13 protein-coding genes are annotated in these 13,878 nt (G+C 51.2%); 7 read left to right on the top strand and 6 right to left on the bottom strand.

The genetic code is table 11. The features are described 5' to 3' along the window. Positions 1-88 precede the first annotated feature (88 nt). Together miaE and tilS are read left to right on the top strand one after the other, a co-directional pair. On the top strand, positions 89-694 hold the full coding sequence (gene miaE, locus BM123_RS17710; RefSeq protein ID WP_175489448.1) for a tRNA-(ms[2]io[6]A)-hydroxylase: 606 nt from the start codon (positions 89-91) through the stop codon (positions 692-694). 211 nt (positions 695-905) lie between these two features. Next, positions 906-2,225 (top strand): tRNA lysidine(34) synthetase TilS, encoded by a 1,320-nt coding sequence (tilS, locus tag BM123_RS17705; RefSeq protein ID WP_175489447.1) that lies wholly within the window; start codon positions 906-908, stop codon positions 2,223-2,225. A 64-nt stretch (positions 2,226-2,289) separates the two neighbouring features. Here the strand turns inward: tilS and BM123_RS17700 are convergent, their stop codons facing one another. From BM123_RS17700 to BM123_RS17680, 5 genes are all read right to left on the bottom strand, one after another. Continuing rightward, positions 2,290-3,183, bottom strand: coding sequence for an MBL fold metallo-hydrolase (locus BM123_RS17700; protein ID WP_090171209.1), 894 nt, complete (start codon positions 3,181-3,183; stop codon positions 2,290-2,292). A gap of 236 nt (positions 3,184-3,419) precedes the next feature. After that, complete coding sequence (locus tag BM123_RS17695; protein WP_245748608.1) at positions 3,420-3,962, bottom strand: peroxiredoxin-like family protein; 543 nt, start codon at positions 3,960-3,962, stop codon at positions 3,420-3,422. Between the two features lie 137 nt (positions 3,963-4,099). After that, the gene (locus tag BM123_RS17690) at positions 4,100-4,924 is read right to left on the bottom strand and encodes a patatin-like phospholipase family protein (RefSeq protein ID WP_175489446.1); all 825 of its coding nucleotides are present in this window, start codon (positions 4,922-4,924) and stop codon (positions 4,100-4,102) included. 32 nt (positions 4,925-4,956) lie between these two features. Continuing rightward, positions 4,957-6,162, bottom strand: a complete 1,206-nt coding sequence (locus tag BM123_RS17685) for a saccharopine dehydrogenase family protein (protein ID WP_090171200.1) — start codon at positions 6,160-6,162, stop codon at positions 4,957-4,959. Positions 6,163-6,201: 39 nt separating this feature from the next. Beyond that, positions 6,202-6,696, bottom strand: a complete 495-nt coding sequence (locus tag BM123_RS17680) for a hypothetical protein (RefSeq protein ID WP_090171197.1) — start codon at positions 6,694-6,696, stop codon at positions 6,202-6,204. Positions 6,697-6,772: 76 nt separating this feature from the next. On the opposite strand from BM123_RS17680, the gene BM123_RS17675 reads away from it, so the two are divergent. The 3 genes from BM123_RS17675 (at position 6,773) to BM123_RS17665 (ending at position 9,639) form a co-directional block, all read left to right on the top strand. Further along, positions 6,773-7,207 (top strand): DMT family transporter, encoded by a 435-nt coding sequence (locus BM123_RS17675; RefSeq protein ID WP_245748607.1) that lies wholly within the window; start codon positions 6,773-6,775, stop codon positions 7,205-7,207. Between the two features lie 105 nt (positions 7,208-7,312). After that, positions 7,313-7,852, top strand: a complete 540-nt coding sequence (locus BM123_RS17670) for a hypothetical protein (protein ID WP_090171191.1) — start codon at positions 7,313-7,315, stop codon at positions 7,850-7,852. A 257-nt stretch (positions 7,853-8,109) separates the two neighbouring features. Then, positions 8,110-9,639 (top strand): SulP family inorganic anion transporter, encoded by a 1,530-nt coding sequence (locus tag BM123_RS17665; RefSeq protein ID WP_090171188.1) that lies wholly within the window; start codon positions 8,110-8,112, stop codon positions 9,637-9,639. Between the two features lie 102 nt (positions 9,640-9,741). On the opposite strand, the gene BM123_RS17660 is transcribed toward BM123_RS17665, so the two are convergent. Then, entirely contained in the window at positions 9,742-11,943 is a 2,202-nt protein-coding gene (locus BM123_RS17660) for a heavy metal translocating P-type ATPase (RefSeq protein WP_090171185.1), read from the bottom strand. A 150-nt stretch (positions 11,944-12,093) separates the two neighbouring features. On the opposite strand from BM123_RS17660, the gene BM123_RS17655 reads away from it, so the two are divergent. Both BM123_RS17655 and BM123_RS17650 read left to right on the top strand, forming a co-directional pair. Next, entirely contained in the window at positions 12,094-12,957 is an 864-nt protein-coding gene (locus BM123_RS17655) for a universal stress protein (RefSeq protein WP_090171182.1), read from the top strand. 36 nt (positions 12,958-12,993) lie between these two features. Next, the gene (locus BM123_RS17650; RefSeq protein ID WP_090171179.1) at positions 12,994-13,860 is read left to right on the top strand and encodes a universal stress protein; all 867 of its coding nucleotides are present in this window, start codon (positions 12,994-12,996) and stop codon (positions 13,858-13,860) included. Positions 13,861-13,878: the final 18 nt, after the last annotated feature.

The following is a 13,878-nucleotide window of genomic DNA, read 5'->3' as shown; positions in this document are numbered from 1 at the left end:
GCAACTATTGCATCAGCGGGCGTTTTCATTCCGTAGGCAGCAGCAACAAATGGCTTAACTTTGCAGCTGCAATTAATAGAAACTATCCATGGATACTCCCGCCACCGTTCAAATGCTCAACCTTCAACTCCCCACCGACCCCCGCTGGGTCAACCTGGCGGAGATGGACCTGGGAGAAATCCTGACGGACCATGCCTACTGTGAGCAAAAAGCCACAACGAGCTGTATAAGTCTCGTACAGGGTTACCCGGATTATCCGGAACTGGTAGCTGAAGTAGCGCCGGTGGTGACCGAAGAATGGGGGCACTTCCGGATGGTGCTGCACGAACTGGATAAGCGTGGGCTGAAGCTGGGCCGGCAGCGAAAAGACGAATACGTCAACGGGCTGATGAAGGTGATGCAAAAGGGCGGTGGGCGCGAAGCGGCTTTGCTGGAGAAGTTACTCCTGTGTGCGCTCATTGAAGCGCGTAGCTGTGAGCGTTTTCGGCTGCTGAGTCTGTATTGTGCCGATGAAGATCTCCGGAAGTTTTACCACAAATTCATGGTCGCGGAAGCCGGCCATTACGTGCTCTTCATTGAGCTGGCCCGCAAATATTTTGACCGGGAACGGGTGGATAAGCGGTGGAAAGAGTTCCTTGAATTTGAGGCCGATTTGCTGGCGAATATGGAAGTTCGGGGGGATCGGATGCACTAGAGTGGTCTTGTAGTCTGATGGTCTTGTAGCGCTGCCGCACTTTGGAGGCGTGGACGGAGGGATAATGGGTAGCTTTGTGGAACCTATGGAAACACTCAATCAGTCATTTCGGTAGTTTGTGGAACGGGAACGTCGGTTCTAACTATATGCGATTTGGCTGCCGCACTTTGGAGGCGTGGACGGAGGGATAATGGGTAGCTTTGTGGAGCTTATGAAAACACTCAATCAATCATTTCGGGATTTTGTGGAACGGGAACGGCTGTTCACAAAGGCAGATAAATTACTGTTGGCCTGTAGTGGTGGGCTGGACAGTACGGTGTTGGCGCACTTACTGAAGGAGGAAGGCTACGACTTTGCCATTGCGCACATGAATTTTCGGCTGCGGGGCGAAGCCTCCGACGGTGACGCTGCCTTTGTGGAGGAGTTGGCGCGGACGCTGGGTGCAAAGTTTTATTATAAGGCAGTGGACGTTAAGGCGGAGGCCAGGTCGGGCGAGAGTACGCAAATGGTGGCGCGGAGGCTGCGGTATGAGTGGTTTGAGGAAATCCTGGAGGAGTACAACTGCGACCGCTTGTTGACCGCTCATCATGCACAAGACAATCTGGAGACGGTTCTGATTAATCTGATTCGGGGAACGGGCATTCACGGGGTGGCAGGAATGCTGCCAAGGCGAGGACGGCTTTGCCGGCCGTTGCTGAGTACGAATCAGGTCTTACTGAAAACATATGCTGCGGCAGGAGACATCCCTTGGCGGGAGGACGCAAGCAATGCGAGTGATGACTACCTGCGCAACCGGGTACGCCACCAGCTCGCCCCTAAATTCTTTGAGCTGGGAATGAGTGTCGATGGCTGGGTAACAACGAGCGAACAATTGCGCTCCGCGGCCAGCTTTTATAATCTCGGAATAGCCAGCGTTCACCGGGAACGATGTGAGAGCCGGCAAAGCCTTTGGATCGTTCAGCGCACGGGATGGGGAAAGCAGGAACTACAGACTTTTTTGCATGAACAGGCTCATGTCTATGGCTTCACGCGTGAACAGATCAGGCAAATGGTCAACTTATCGGGTCAGCGCACGCTGGAAACGGATAGTACGACGGTATACATTACACCGAAGCAACTTGTTTTTGAGCTAAAATCATCCGCCAATAACCGGCAGCCAGAGCCGGTGGAGATTCGGGAGCTTCCTGCCACCGGTCATCCTTATGCCTATTTTAAAGTGGAACTCAGCACAGTTCCCACTCCTGAGTTGCTGGATCAGGAAAACACCCTCTACCTCGCTCCTCCAACATTTCCCCTGCACCTGCGTCCGCGCAAAAACGGGGATCGCTTCCAACCACTTGGCCTTGGCGGCAAAACCAAGAAGGTCAAAGACTATATGATTGACCAGAAGATTCCGGTCTGGCAACGGGACAGAATTTATCTGCTGGTCAACGACGAAGACGAGATCATGGCCATCCCCGGCTACTGTATCGCCGAGAATTTCAAGGTGCTGCCGGAGCATAAAGAGGTGCTGCAGATTCGTTGGAAATAACCTGTTGGTTGAAATTATCCTCCACGGAAGTCAATCTACCTGACTACTTGACTATCTGACTCCCCTACCCCTCACTAAAAGCCAGCCAGCGGGCAATTCCCGTCACGGACATCTCCGGCGGATTAGCCGCGCGGTAAGCACCGATGGTGGTGTCATTCACGCCATTTTCCCGCAGGTCTTCCTCCACGAATTGGGCAAATCCCGGAACGATTTCTTCTTCGGTTTTACCTGCCTTTAGTGCTTGTCGGACGTAGTCTACGTATTCATCCAGTCGTTTACGAAGGTCGGGAAGGTGACTGCCCTGGGCGGGTACGGCACCGTAGTGGGTGAGGTAAAAGGTATCGGCCCGTAAGCTCCGCAGCCGGTCCAGTGAAGATTTCCAATGACTGATGTTGATATCCGGTGGCGGGCAGGGAGGCACCACTGGCCCGCCCTTGATCATTACTCCACCGACATCGCCCGTGAATACAACTTTACCCATTTGCCAGGCAATATGATGGCTGGCGTGCCCTGGCGTATGGTGAGCAACCCAAAGGTTACCGCCGATGGTCATCCGCAGCCGATCAGCCGCGGAAGCGATGTCATAGGTTTCAATTTTTTCCATCCGGCCCCAGAGTTTTTCCATATTCTCTTCGCCGTAAATACGGGCGGCTGAGCTGTAGAGCTTTGAGGGATCCATCATGTGTTTAAGCCCCTTGGGGTGAACGAACACCCGTGTCCCCTGCCGGGCCCACCACCAGGCTGCACCTGCGTGATCAAAATGAATGTGAGTAAGCAGGAGAGTGTGAACATCACTCGGGCGAATACCTACAGCCTTCAAACCTTCAATCAGAGTATCATTCGTAGAGAAGGGCCCACACTCCACCAAGGTAACGCCGGCGGCATCTTCAATGGCATAAACGGCAATAGCTGCTTCTTCGCCAAGAAAATTAAGGTCAATAGTATGGATAGTAGGCATAGGCTGGTTTGGATTGGAATACTACCTGAACACCACAGAGCAAGGAATTGATTAATCAGAGGGAAGTAAGATCACTAACAATTACCTCCACCTCTCATAGAACCTGTTTAAACTCTGAAAAATTACAAGCAGAAAGCTCCTGTTCCACTATCAGCTTCTCCAGCATCCCCTTTCAGGACGGAAGTGAGCAGATGGCTTTGCTATGCAAAATTTAAGAGCAGGAACTAAAAATATGGTCAGGCCTTCACCTTACAGCAACCCGCGAGCAAGTCTACGTAGGCTGGCCGGTCACCCGCCATTTTATGGACGAATTTGTTCAAAATTTTTCCTTGCTGAAGAACAAAAACCCCTGGCATCTGAAACCCGTCTCCCAGTTGTTTTGTCCCTACACCATGCCCATCAATCACACCGGCCTGGAAACCTCTGATCCAGGAGTGGAGGCCAAAAAGCTGGCGGGCGGTTCCCTTCGTCAGGCCGAAGGCCTGATAATACAGGCAGTTGGGATCCATCACATTAGCCACCCCGGTAAGCTTGTACTTACCGAAATATTCTTCCGCGGTCTTCATATCGGACATATGAACCAGGACCAACTTAGCCCCCAGGCGATTGATTTCCTCAATTCGGTCCGCAAGGTCCTTCAAAGCCTCCCGGCAAAAGGTACAGCCAAAATGACGTAAAAAGACCAGTAGCACGGGTTGCTTATAACTGACTTCCTTGACGGAATCGCCGGAGTTAGTCTTCATCTGATCAAGAGCCGTGAGGTAATCTGATTGTGGCATAGGTAACATCTTCAGAGCCAAAGTCTACCATCTTTATACGTAGACACCCGGCGTTCAACAGATGTAATTTAAGACCTTAATAGAAAGTTCACTTTATTAAATAAAACTTGCTGCCAAAATAGAACAAGTCTAAATGTTTAGCTGATCCCTTTCATCTCCTGCAGAAGCTCTTGTTTCATTCGCAAGGCATTCACGATTTCGGGCATTCGCTGCTTCGTATGCTCATAACCGAGGTCATGCAACTCCTGTAGTTTGGTAATGCTGAATATGTGATAGGCATTCAGTTGAGAAGGCTCGATTACGATATCACAGACCTCCGTACAAGGAAGGGTATTGGCCATAATGGACAGATCAAAAACCCTCCAGACGATATTGATTACCGTTCCGGTATCCGCCGGAGGCAGCAGGCCGTAGGGCATCAGGTTACTACCGATAATAAAGTCTGTCTCATTCAGGAGCGGATCAACGGGCATGTTTTTGATTACTCCTCCATCAACATAATGATCGCCATCAATTACTTCCGGTTTAAAAACGAAGGGTATCGCGCAGCTGGCTGCGACAATATCGTGCAAGGGGCCTTCACTCTTAATTTCCAGCTGGCCCGTATTCAGATTGGTAATACCAACAAAAAGCGGATACTTCAGCCCTTCGAATGAATTTTCCGGAACGATCTCCCGTAAGCGCTCCTTTAGGTATTCAAGAGTCGTCAGGCCAGTTGTTGGCAAGCCCACCTTAATGATCCGGCGCAGGGAAGTAGCGTGAACGCGCTCCATCATTTCATCCGGGCTCAGGCCCGCAGCATAGAGCGTGCCGACTATAGACCCGGCACTCACGCCAACAATGCGGGTAGGGACGATGCCGGCCTCCAGTAAAGCACGGATCAGCCCAATGTGAGCTGCTCCCCGGACGCCTCCACCGGAAAGGGTAATACCTACAGTTAATTCAGGTGCAATTCTTTTCACGCACAGAAGACAAGAAGGCTCTCGTAAAGGTTCTACAGCTCAAGGTCTGCACCAATTTCTTCCTTCCACTCCAGGCCATGTTTCCCCAGTACTTTAAGGAAGGGGTCCGGATTAAACTGCTCAACGTTAAAGACACCAGCTCCGGTCCATTCTCCTTTAAGCAGCATCATGGCACCGGTCATGGCGGGTACGCCGGTGGTATAGCTTACACCCTGCGCGCGCGTCTCTTTGAAGGCCTGAGCGTGATGACAGTTATTCCAGATGTAGTAAGTCTCCGGCTTTCCATCCTTGATGCCGCGGATGCGGCAGCCGATGCTGGTTTGCCCAACGTAGTTTTCGCCCAACTCTCCCGGGTCAGGTAGAACCGTTTTGAGAAACTCCAGGGGAATGATTTCAACTCCTTTATGCATAACGGGCTCAATGCCTGCCATTCCGATGTTTTGAATCACCCGCAGGTGAGTCAGGTACTCATCTCCGAAGGTCATCCAGAAGCGCGCGCGCTTGATGGTTGGAAAATGTTTCACCAGGCTTTCGAGTTCTTCGTGATAGAGAACATAGCTGGCTTTGGGGCCTACGTCGGGGTAGTTTAGGTCCTTACGGATACTGAAGGGAGGAATTTCAACCCACTCTCCGTTTTCCCAGTACTTACCATTTTGGGTGATTTCCCGAATATTGATTTCCGGGTTAAAGTTGGTGGCGAAGGCCTTTCCGTGGTCTCCTGCATTGGCGTCAACGATGTCGAGGTAGTGGATTTCGTCGAAGATATGCTTCGCAGCCCGTGCCGTAAAGATGCTCGTTACCCCGGGGTCAAAACCACAGCCCAGAATAGCCGTCAGGCCAGCTTTCTTAAAGCGCTCATGGTAAGCCCACTGATGGCTGTACTCGAACTTGGCCTCCTCTTTAGGTTCATAGTTTGCCGTATCCAGATAATGAACACCGGCCGCCAGGCAGGCCTCCATAATCGTAAGATCCTGATACGGTAGCGCAACGTGGATAACCATGACGGGCTTATACTCCTTAAGCAGATTTGTAAGCGCAGGGATGTCCTCCGCGTCTACTGCAGCAGTGGTAATCTTGTCATAGCCCAGGTCTTCCTTTATATCAGCGGCGATTTCCCGACAGCGCTGGATCGTTCGGCTGGCAATCATGAACTCTGAGAAAACTTCAGGGTATTGGGCACATTTATACGCCACTACCCGCCCGACGCCTCCGGCGCCGATAATCATTACTCTGGACATACTTGGAAACTGTTTATTTTTTTATAGGACGGACCTTACTTAAGGCAGGTCCGGGTAATCTACTTCTGAAGGACGCGGTACGGGGGTCAGCATTGGCAGGTCCATCACCTTAGCCTCCTCCGGGCCAACGGTCATGAAGCGCATAAATCCTCCGTGAGACTCCGCAACGTGGTGTCCGAAGGAAACAAAGTCTTTGTAGTAGAGGTAGCCAAATGGTTCCGGAATCTTAGCCAATACGTCGTTGAGCTTAGTCAGCCGTGCAACGACCTCCTCCTGACGAGGAGCCAGGGCATTGGGAAGCTCGGCGACCAAAGACATGATCCGTCCGGTAAGGTCGTTATCGATGATCTCATAGAAAGCTCCGATCAGATTGGTGTTGTTGTAGCTGCGGATATCCGCCAGGCGCTGGGCTTCCGCCAGCTCTACTTCGTCCATATCATCGTCCGCTCCGGCAACGAGGATGGTAATGAGAGGAATGGCGTCGAACATGATCTGTTGCTCGGCCGGGGTCAGATTCTTAAATTCTCTGATCATATTGTGCTAATTTGGCGCAAATATAGTGGAACAAAAATGGTTTCACCGTCAACAGAATAACCCTATGCAGCAGGTATTGTTTTTTCTCCTTGCCATCTTTGCCGGCGTCATGCTTCCCATTCAGGCCGGGTTGAATTCTGAAATCGGTAAAGCCGTCAAAAGTCCGGTCTACGGAACCCTTATTTCTTTTCTGGTTGGCACCCTGGGCTTACTACTCTATATGGTACTTACCAGAGCAAACTGGGCGGACATTAAGGGAGGTTTTCAGCTCCCCTGGTTCTACTGGATCGGAGGTTTACTAGGAGCCGTTTATGTAGCCGCCATTATCATTCTGACGCCACGCCTGGGCGTGGCCCTCACCTTCGGAATCACCGTTGCAGCGCAGATGATCTTTGGTGTACTGATGGATCACTACGGCTGGCTTGGTGTGCCGGAACACCCCATTAACTGGATGCGCGTGATCGGGGTTACGATGATTATTGGCGGAGTAGCGCTGGTGCGGGCTTACTGATGTGCATTTCGCGCTAAAAATTCGTCCCTACTTAAAATTCACCCACGTGGGTGGTTGGCAGCTTCATAATGCTGACTAATTTTATTCCCTCATCATCCCTCCATTATGAAACGTCTTTTATTCAGTACACTGGTCTGCACGATACTTTTCGGCGGCCTGGCCGCTCAGTCGGTTCCTCTTCGGTTGGAGGCCAAAGCAGGAGAATCCCTTACTTATGAGCTGGACCTGAACCAGGGAGCTCCGATGGCCGACCTCAGCTGGGCCTGGAACAGCCAGAATGCCTGCTTTGTGGAGCCCCGCAAAGCCTGGTTTACGGGCAAGCACCTTCTGCTGACAACGGAAATACCGAAGTATTCAACTATGGTCATCAGACTGGTTCCTAAAGACAAGAAGCAAAACATGAGCCTTTATGCGTACTCTGGTGGCCACGGAGCACTGCCTCCGGAGTTAAACGGCTGTGTTAGCTGTGAAGCGGATTTCAAGCAGGAGCGCCCGTCCATCAACCGCCCACGCCCCGATCATACGCGCTCAGTGGAGTTGAGAGCGGTAACCCGGCCCTACCCCGTCACCATCGGCGTTGCCGGTGCGGAAGGGCTTGCCAGCGGAGAATTCTACCTGGAAGTCACGGTCACCAAAAACCGCTGATAACGGGTCATGAGCCATCTCACCTTGCTCCTTCATCCCGTCCACTGCACCTGCGGTAGCGCCCAAAAAATTCCCGCTGCCCCAAATGCTTGTCTGGGTCATCGAATACGACTACCTTTGCGCCTTATTTAAACTAAGTACTGACCGCAAATTACTGTTACTCAGTGCTTAGGCGCATTCCCATAGTCTTATTGTCGATCAATATTAAGCATGCCACGGACCTTCCCCTGGTGTGAACCCCAGATCACAGCCTCCAGATGAAGAAATATCTCAACCTTTTCGATTTTAGCCAGGAAGTGGATTACAAGACGGAAATCCTTTCCGGGCTTACGGTAGCTCTTGCGCTGATCCCCGAAGCAGTAGCCTTTGCCCTCATTGCCGGGCTTGATCCGCTCATCGGACTGTACGCAGCTTTCGTGATGGGTCTCGTTACTTCCATTTTTGGTGGCCGGCCGGGTATGATTTCCGGCGCCACCGGTGCTGTCGCCGTAGTTATTGCTGCTCTGGCCATTTCGCATGGCCCGGAATACATTTTCGCCTGTGTCATTTTAGCGGGTATTTTGCAAGTCATCGCAGGTGTTCTCCGGCTGGGTAAACTGATGCGACTCGTTCCTCACCCCGTTGTTTTTGGCTTCGTGAACGGACTGGCCATCGTCATCTTCATGGCACAACTTCCCCAGTTTCAGGACGCAGCCGGCAACTGGCTCACAGGTTCCTCTTTATGGATAATGCTGGGCCTCGTCGGGCTAACGATGCTGATCATGTGGGGCCTACCCAAACTCACGAAAGCTTTTCCTTCCGGACTGGCGGGTATTCTCGTTGTTTTCGGGCTGGTTTACGCCTTCGGCATTGACACTAAAACGGTGGGCGATATTGCCCCTATACAGGGAGATTTTCCCTGGCCAAGCATCCCCCAGGTACCATTCACGCTGGAGATGCTGAAGATCATCTTCCCCTATTCACTTATCGTTGCTGGCGTTGGTCTCATTGAAAGTCTGCTGACGCTCAACATTATCGACGAGATCACGGAAACACGGGGCCGCGGCAACAAGGAGGCCGTCGCTCAGGGAGCCGCCAATATCCTTAGCGGTTTTACCGGAGGAATGGGCGGTTGCGCCATGATTGGTCAGAGCCTGATCAACATCAGCTCCGGTGCCCGTGCCCGCCTTTCCGGCATTGTAGCGGCGGTGATGCTATTGGTTTTCATCATGTTTGGCGCTGGTCTGATCGAACAGCTGCCGATGGCCGCGCTGACCGGCATCATGATAATGGTATCCATCGGCACCTTTGAATGGGCCAGCCTCCGCACCTTTGGCAAGATGCCAAAGTGGGACATCTTCGTGTTGGTGCTGGTTACCCTCATCACGGTATTCCTGCACAACCTGGCCCTGGCTGTTTTAGTAGGGGTGGTGATTTCCGCTCTTGTTTTTGCCTACCAGAACGCCAAGCGTATCCGCGCCCGCAAGCGCGTTGACGAAAACGGGGTGAAACACTATGAAATTTATGGTCCCTTATTCTTTGGCTCCGTACAGGTCTTTAATGAGAAGTTTGACGTTCTCAACGACCCCAAGGAAATTGTGATTGATTTCATGGAGTCCAAGATTGTGGACATGTCCGCCATTGAAGCCGTAAACCGCATTACGGAGCGCTACGCTAAAGTCGGGAAAGAGGTGACATTAAAGCACCTGTCTCCTGATTGCCGCCGCCTGTTGGGTAAAGCAAAAGACATCATCGAGGTCAATGTTTCGGAAGATCCGAAGTATAAGGTGATGACGGACTTTGTGTGAGGAAATACTATCCGGGCGCTTCCGCAGGTGCAGGCAAAGGTCCGCAAGAGCAGTGTTTCCTCCCGCGCTCCCCGTATTTTCTACGCGAGCGATTTCCTTTATCTACTGTTCGTAGCGTAGCAGCCTCAGTGCATTTAACACTACCACCAGTGTAGATCCTTCGTGGCCCACTACGGCCGGACCGATAGCTAGGGTCCCCATTATCGTTAGTGGTACCAGGATGGCTACCATACCCAGGCTGATAATCAGGTTCTGCCGGATGATCTGTTTGGCCTTTCGACTCAACCCGATGGCAAAGGGGAGATTGTCCAGTTTATCCGCCATCAGAGCAATATCGGCGGTTTCCAGTGCTACATCCGACCCGGCAGCGCCCATTGCGATCCCGATGGTACTTTTGGCCATTGCGGGAGCGTCGTTTACACCATCCCCTACCATAGCAACATTTCCTTCCTCCTGAATGAGCCGCTCAATGGCGGCGACCTTGTCTTCTGGCAACAAGCTCCCCAGAGGGTCGGTTATGCCAATACTGCCGGCAATAGCATCCGCTACTTTTTGGTTATCACCGGTAAGCATTACCATCCGCTTTATGCCCATTTTTTTCAAGGCTGCCAGGGTAGCCACAGCTTCCGGTCGGGCAACATCCATTACGGAGACGATGCCCAGGTATTGTCCGTCCTGATGAATAATCATGGCAGTATGTCCGCCGGACTCCAGGCGGCTCATGTCAGCGTCGATGCTTGTGGGGACTTCTTTTCCCGTGAGTTCTTCAAACAGTCTTCGATTACCAATATGCACGGTAGTACCTTTCCAGCTGGCACGGATGCCCCGTGCGATCAGCGCTTCAAGGTTTTCCGCCGGGCTGATCTCCATCCCACCCAGCTCTTTTTGCCCGCCAGCCACGATGGCAGCCGCCAGTGGGTGATCACTCAGCCCTTCCACCGCAATGGCTACCTCAAGTAAATGTGCTTTGGAAATGTCTCCGTAAGGTATTGCATTCGTCAAGGCAGGTTTCCCCTCCGTCAGGGTTCCCGTTTTATCAAAAGCGATCGCCTGTAGCCCGCCAAGGTCTTCAAGCGGACGACCTCCCTTAATGAGTACACCCTGCCGGGCCGCCCGGGCAATACCGGCTAACACGGCACTTGGCGTGGAAATGGCCAGTGCGCAGGGGGAGGCAGCGATCAATACGGACATGGCCCGGTAAAAGCTCTCCCGGAAAGTCTCTTCGACCACCAAAAAGGCGCCCAGTAAAAGCAGAACGACAATGAGCACGACCGGAACGTAGTACTTCTCGAACTTATCCGCCAGGTGCTGCGTGGGAGACTTTTGGGTTTCGGCTTCTTTCACCAGGGTGATCAGCCTTGCTAAAGTACTGTCTTGAGCGACTTTAAGCACCTTTATCTCCAATACCCCACTGCCATTTATAGTTCCCGCAAATACCCGGTGCTCCGCTGGCAGCTTAACAACATTTTTCTGCTCCTGCCACTTTTCATGAGCCCGTTTATCCACCGCTACGCTTTCCCCCGTAATGGGGGCCTGATTAACGGAGGAAATGCCCTTAGCGACTACCCCATCAGCAGCAATTTTTGAGTTTGGCCTAACCACAATGACATCCCCTACCGACAGCTCCTCAATCGGAACTTCTACTATTTCTCCTCCCTTTCTCAGTAAGGCTAAAGAGGGCGTTAACTCGGATAAGGCCGCGATGGACTTTCTGGCTCGTTTCATGGCATAATGCTCCAGGGCATGGCCCAGGCTAAACAAAAACAGTAGAAGCGCCCCCTCACCCCACTTCCCCAATGCCCCCGCACCGATGGCAGCAAATAGCATCAGAAAATCGATCTCGAATCTACCCTGTAAAATATCCTGGCCCGCAGTAATGAACGTGAAGAACCCGCCAAAGAAAGAGCCGATGATGAATAATATCATCGGCAGGTTCGGAGAAAAAGCCGGAAAGAATCCAAAAGCCAGACCTGAAAGCCAAAAAACACCACTTGTGATGGCAAAATAGAGCTCAGTATTGTCACCAAAAAACCGGAAACGCGGAGGTATGTGCTCCTCTTCGGAGTGATGATCGTCGGTTTCTTTATTCTCTGTTTCACTGCGCTCAATCTCAAGGCCAGATTCCCGGACTTGCTTCAGGACAGCAGCTTTGGTCGTTTGTTCCTCATCCCATTCGAGTTGCAAATGACCGGGCGAAGCAGCATTAGCAGCGATGATTCCGGATTTCCCCCGAAAATTTCTTTCGATTCTTCGTGCCTCCCTTGGGGTTCGAATCTGCTTTACGTCAAGTTGTAGCTTAGTCATAACGGCTCAGATAATCTCTCTTTTAACTTCTATAAAGTTAGCAGGAGAACCCGTTTTGGTGAGCAATAAAGATCAGCACTGCCAGTGATATCAATCACTACAAACCACTGCTCCCCCGCTGAACTTTGAGAGCAACAAAACATAAATACAATGTTTAAAATAATTGTGCCGATTGATTTTTCCAGCACTTCAGCAGATGCCCTGAAGTTTGGCTGCTACCTGGCAGACACTACCGGTTATGACCTGGAGGCCGTTCATGTGCACGATGGGTATGACGGAGAGGATGCTACGGTATTCATGAAAGGAAGCGCAAGAGTCCGGTCGCGGGTAAGAGAAAGACTGGAGAAGTTCGTCAACCTTCACGCAGACAAAATGACCTTTACCGGCACCCATCTCAATGACGACACCTTGCCTTTCATAAAATGCAGAGAAGTTGTCGGAAAAGCAATCAGCCAGCTCGTAATAATCAGTAAAAAGGAGGATACCGCGATGATTGTTATGGGAGGGGTTGGTTCCGGCATTCCCAATCAGGCGACGCCCGTCTTTGGCAGTGTAGCCAAAGGAGTGGCAATGCAGGCAGAATGCCCCGTACTGCTAATTCCGCAAAATACTGGTGTACCGAAGATAGAACGGGCAGCCATCGCTTTTGACATCGTAGAGACTCTTAAAGAGCTAAGTGATAAAACCGCTTTCCTTCGTAAAGCGCTTTCACCGAAAATGCGCTTTACTCACGTCCTTTATCAAGATGACGCAAGGGAGGAATTAATTGAACTTGATTTGCTTCGCGAAGTACTCAAAAATGACTTTCCTGACTATGATGTGGACTTTGATCTACTCCCCAAAGGAGACGTAACCAACGTGCTGATTGATTATGCGCTGGAAGAAGACATAGATATGTTGATTCTGGGTCGCCGGCCAATGAGTTTAATCATGAACCTGCTGGTCAAATCCGAAATACCCGACATCATAGGTACTTGCGCTATTCCGATACTGGTGGCACCCCTGAGTAAATAGGACCAATTTCCTGGCTTATAAATAATTAATGAAAGCATGAAAAACATACTTGTCCCGGTAGACTTTTCCAACACATCCGCAGCGGCCCTGAGCTTCGGAACTTATCTGGCCAAGATAATGGACCTTGACCTTAAGGCCGTTCATGTGTTTGATGCCAATTTTAGTTTTGCGCAGGTAGTTTCCACGGGTGCGCTATTAGCAGAAAAAGAAAGGCTGACTGAAAAATTAAATGATTTCACCCAAGCTCACGCCTTACCCGTTCTGGCCACTTTCCAGGGAAATCTGGAGACCTTGCCCACCATTCTAACGGAGGTGTTTGAGGGCTCTCCTCCCAAAATGATACGAAGATTAAGCGAACGGGTAGAAACTGAATTAGTAGTAATGGGCGGCATGGGAGCTGGCAAAAGTGATAACCCACCCTGGCTTTTTGGTGGGGTAGCCCGCGAAATAGGTTTACGTGGTGGATGTCCCGTCATCCTGTTACCTCCCGGCTACAGTTCGCCTTCTGTTAACCGGGTCGCGATAGCTTTTGGAGATGCAGAAGACATCAAAAAAACCAGTCTCACCACACGTCGCATCATCAAAGCTTTACGGCCGGAGGTGAGATTTGTACATGTTTCCCAAAACACCCAGTCCTTCGAAAGAGAAAATGAAGAGTACTTTTTGTCCCTCGCATTGGAACCCGGCTTCCCTAGCAACACATTTAGCTATGACAGCTTACCACCAGGCCCCGTTGCACATAGCTTGCTTAATTATGCACGGGACGAAAAAATCGGCTTACTGGTTCTCAACCATAGAAAACATAGTCTTTGGGAAGACCTGTTTTTGAAAAATCATGTGAAGCCTCTTCTACGTCATTCAGAGGTTCCTCTGCTTATCGTCCCCGTAACTGACCAGAATTAGTGGAACACCCTAAAATGC

Source organism: Neolewinella agarilytica (assembly GCF_900110645.1).
GTDB lineage: Bacteria > Bacteroidota > Bacteroidia > Chitinophagales > Saprospiraceae > Neolewinella > Neolewinella agarilytica.
Note: the sequence above shows the minus strand (reverse complement) of the source record. Positions and strands in the feature narration are given on the sequence as shown.

Bases quoted from the DNA above. Each gene is read 5' to 3' on its own strand.
- miaE (WP_175489448.1), top strand. From the start codon at position 89: ATGGATACTCCCGCCACCGTTCAAATGCTCAACCTTCAACTCCCCACC.
- tilS (WP_175489447.1), top strand. From the start codon at position 906: ATGAAAACACTCAATCAATCATTTCGGGATTTTGTGGAACGGGAACGG.
- BM123_RS17700 (WP_090171209.1), bottom strand. From the start codon at position 3,183: ATGCCTACTATCCATACTATTGACCTTAATTTTCTTGGCGAAGAAGCA.
- BM123_RS17695 (WP_245748608.1), bottom strand. From the start codon at position 3,962: ATGCCACAATCAGATTACCTCACGGCTCTTGATCAGATGAAGACTAAC.
- BM123_RS17685 (WP_090171200.1), bottom strand. From the start codon at position 6,162: ATGTCCAGAGTAATGATTATCGGCGCCGGAGGCGTCGGGCGGGTAGTG.
- BM123_RS17680 (WP_090171197.1), bottom strand. From the start codon at position 6,696: ATGATCAGAGAATTTAAGAATCTGACCCCGGCCGAGCAACAGATCATG.
- BM123_RS17670 (WP_090171191.1), top strand. From the start codon at position 7,313: ATGAAACGTCTTTTATTCAGTACACTGGTCTGCACGATACTTTTCGGC.
- BM123_RS17665 (WP_090171188.1), top strand. From the start codon at position 8,110: ATGAAGAAATATCTCAACCTTTTCGATTTTAGCCAGGAAGTGGATTAC.
- BM123_RS17660 (WP_090171185.1), bottom strand. From the start codon at position 11,943: ATGACTAAGCTACAACTTGACGTAAAGCAGATTCGAACCCCAAGGGAG.
- BM123_RS17655 (WP_090171182.1), top strand. From the start codon at position 12,094: ATGTTTAAAATAATTGTGCCGATTGATTTTTCCAGCACTTCAGCAGAT.
- BM123_RS17650 (WP_090171179.1), top strand. From the start codon at position 12,994: ATGAAAAACATACTTGTCCCGGTAGACTTTTCCAACACATCCGCAGCG.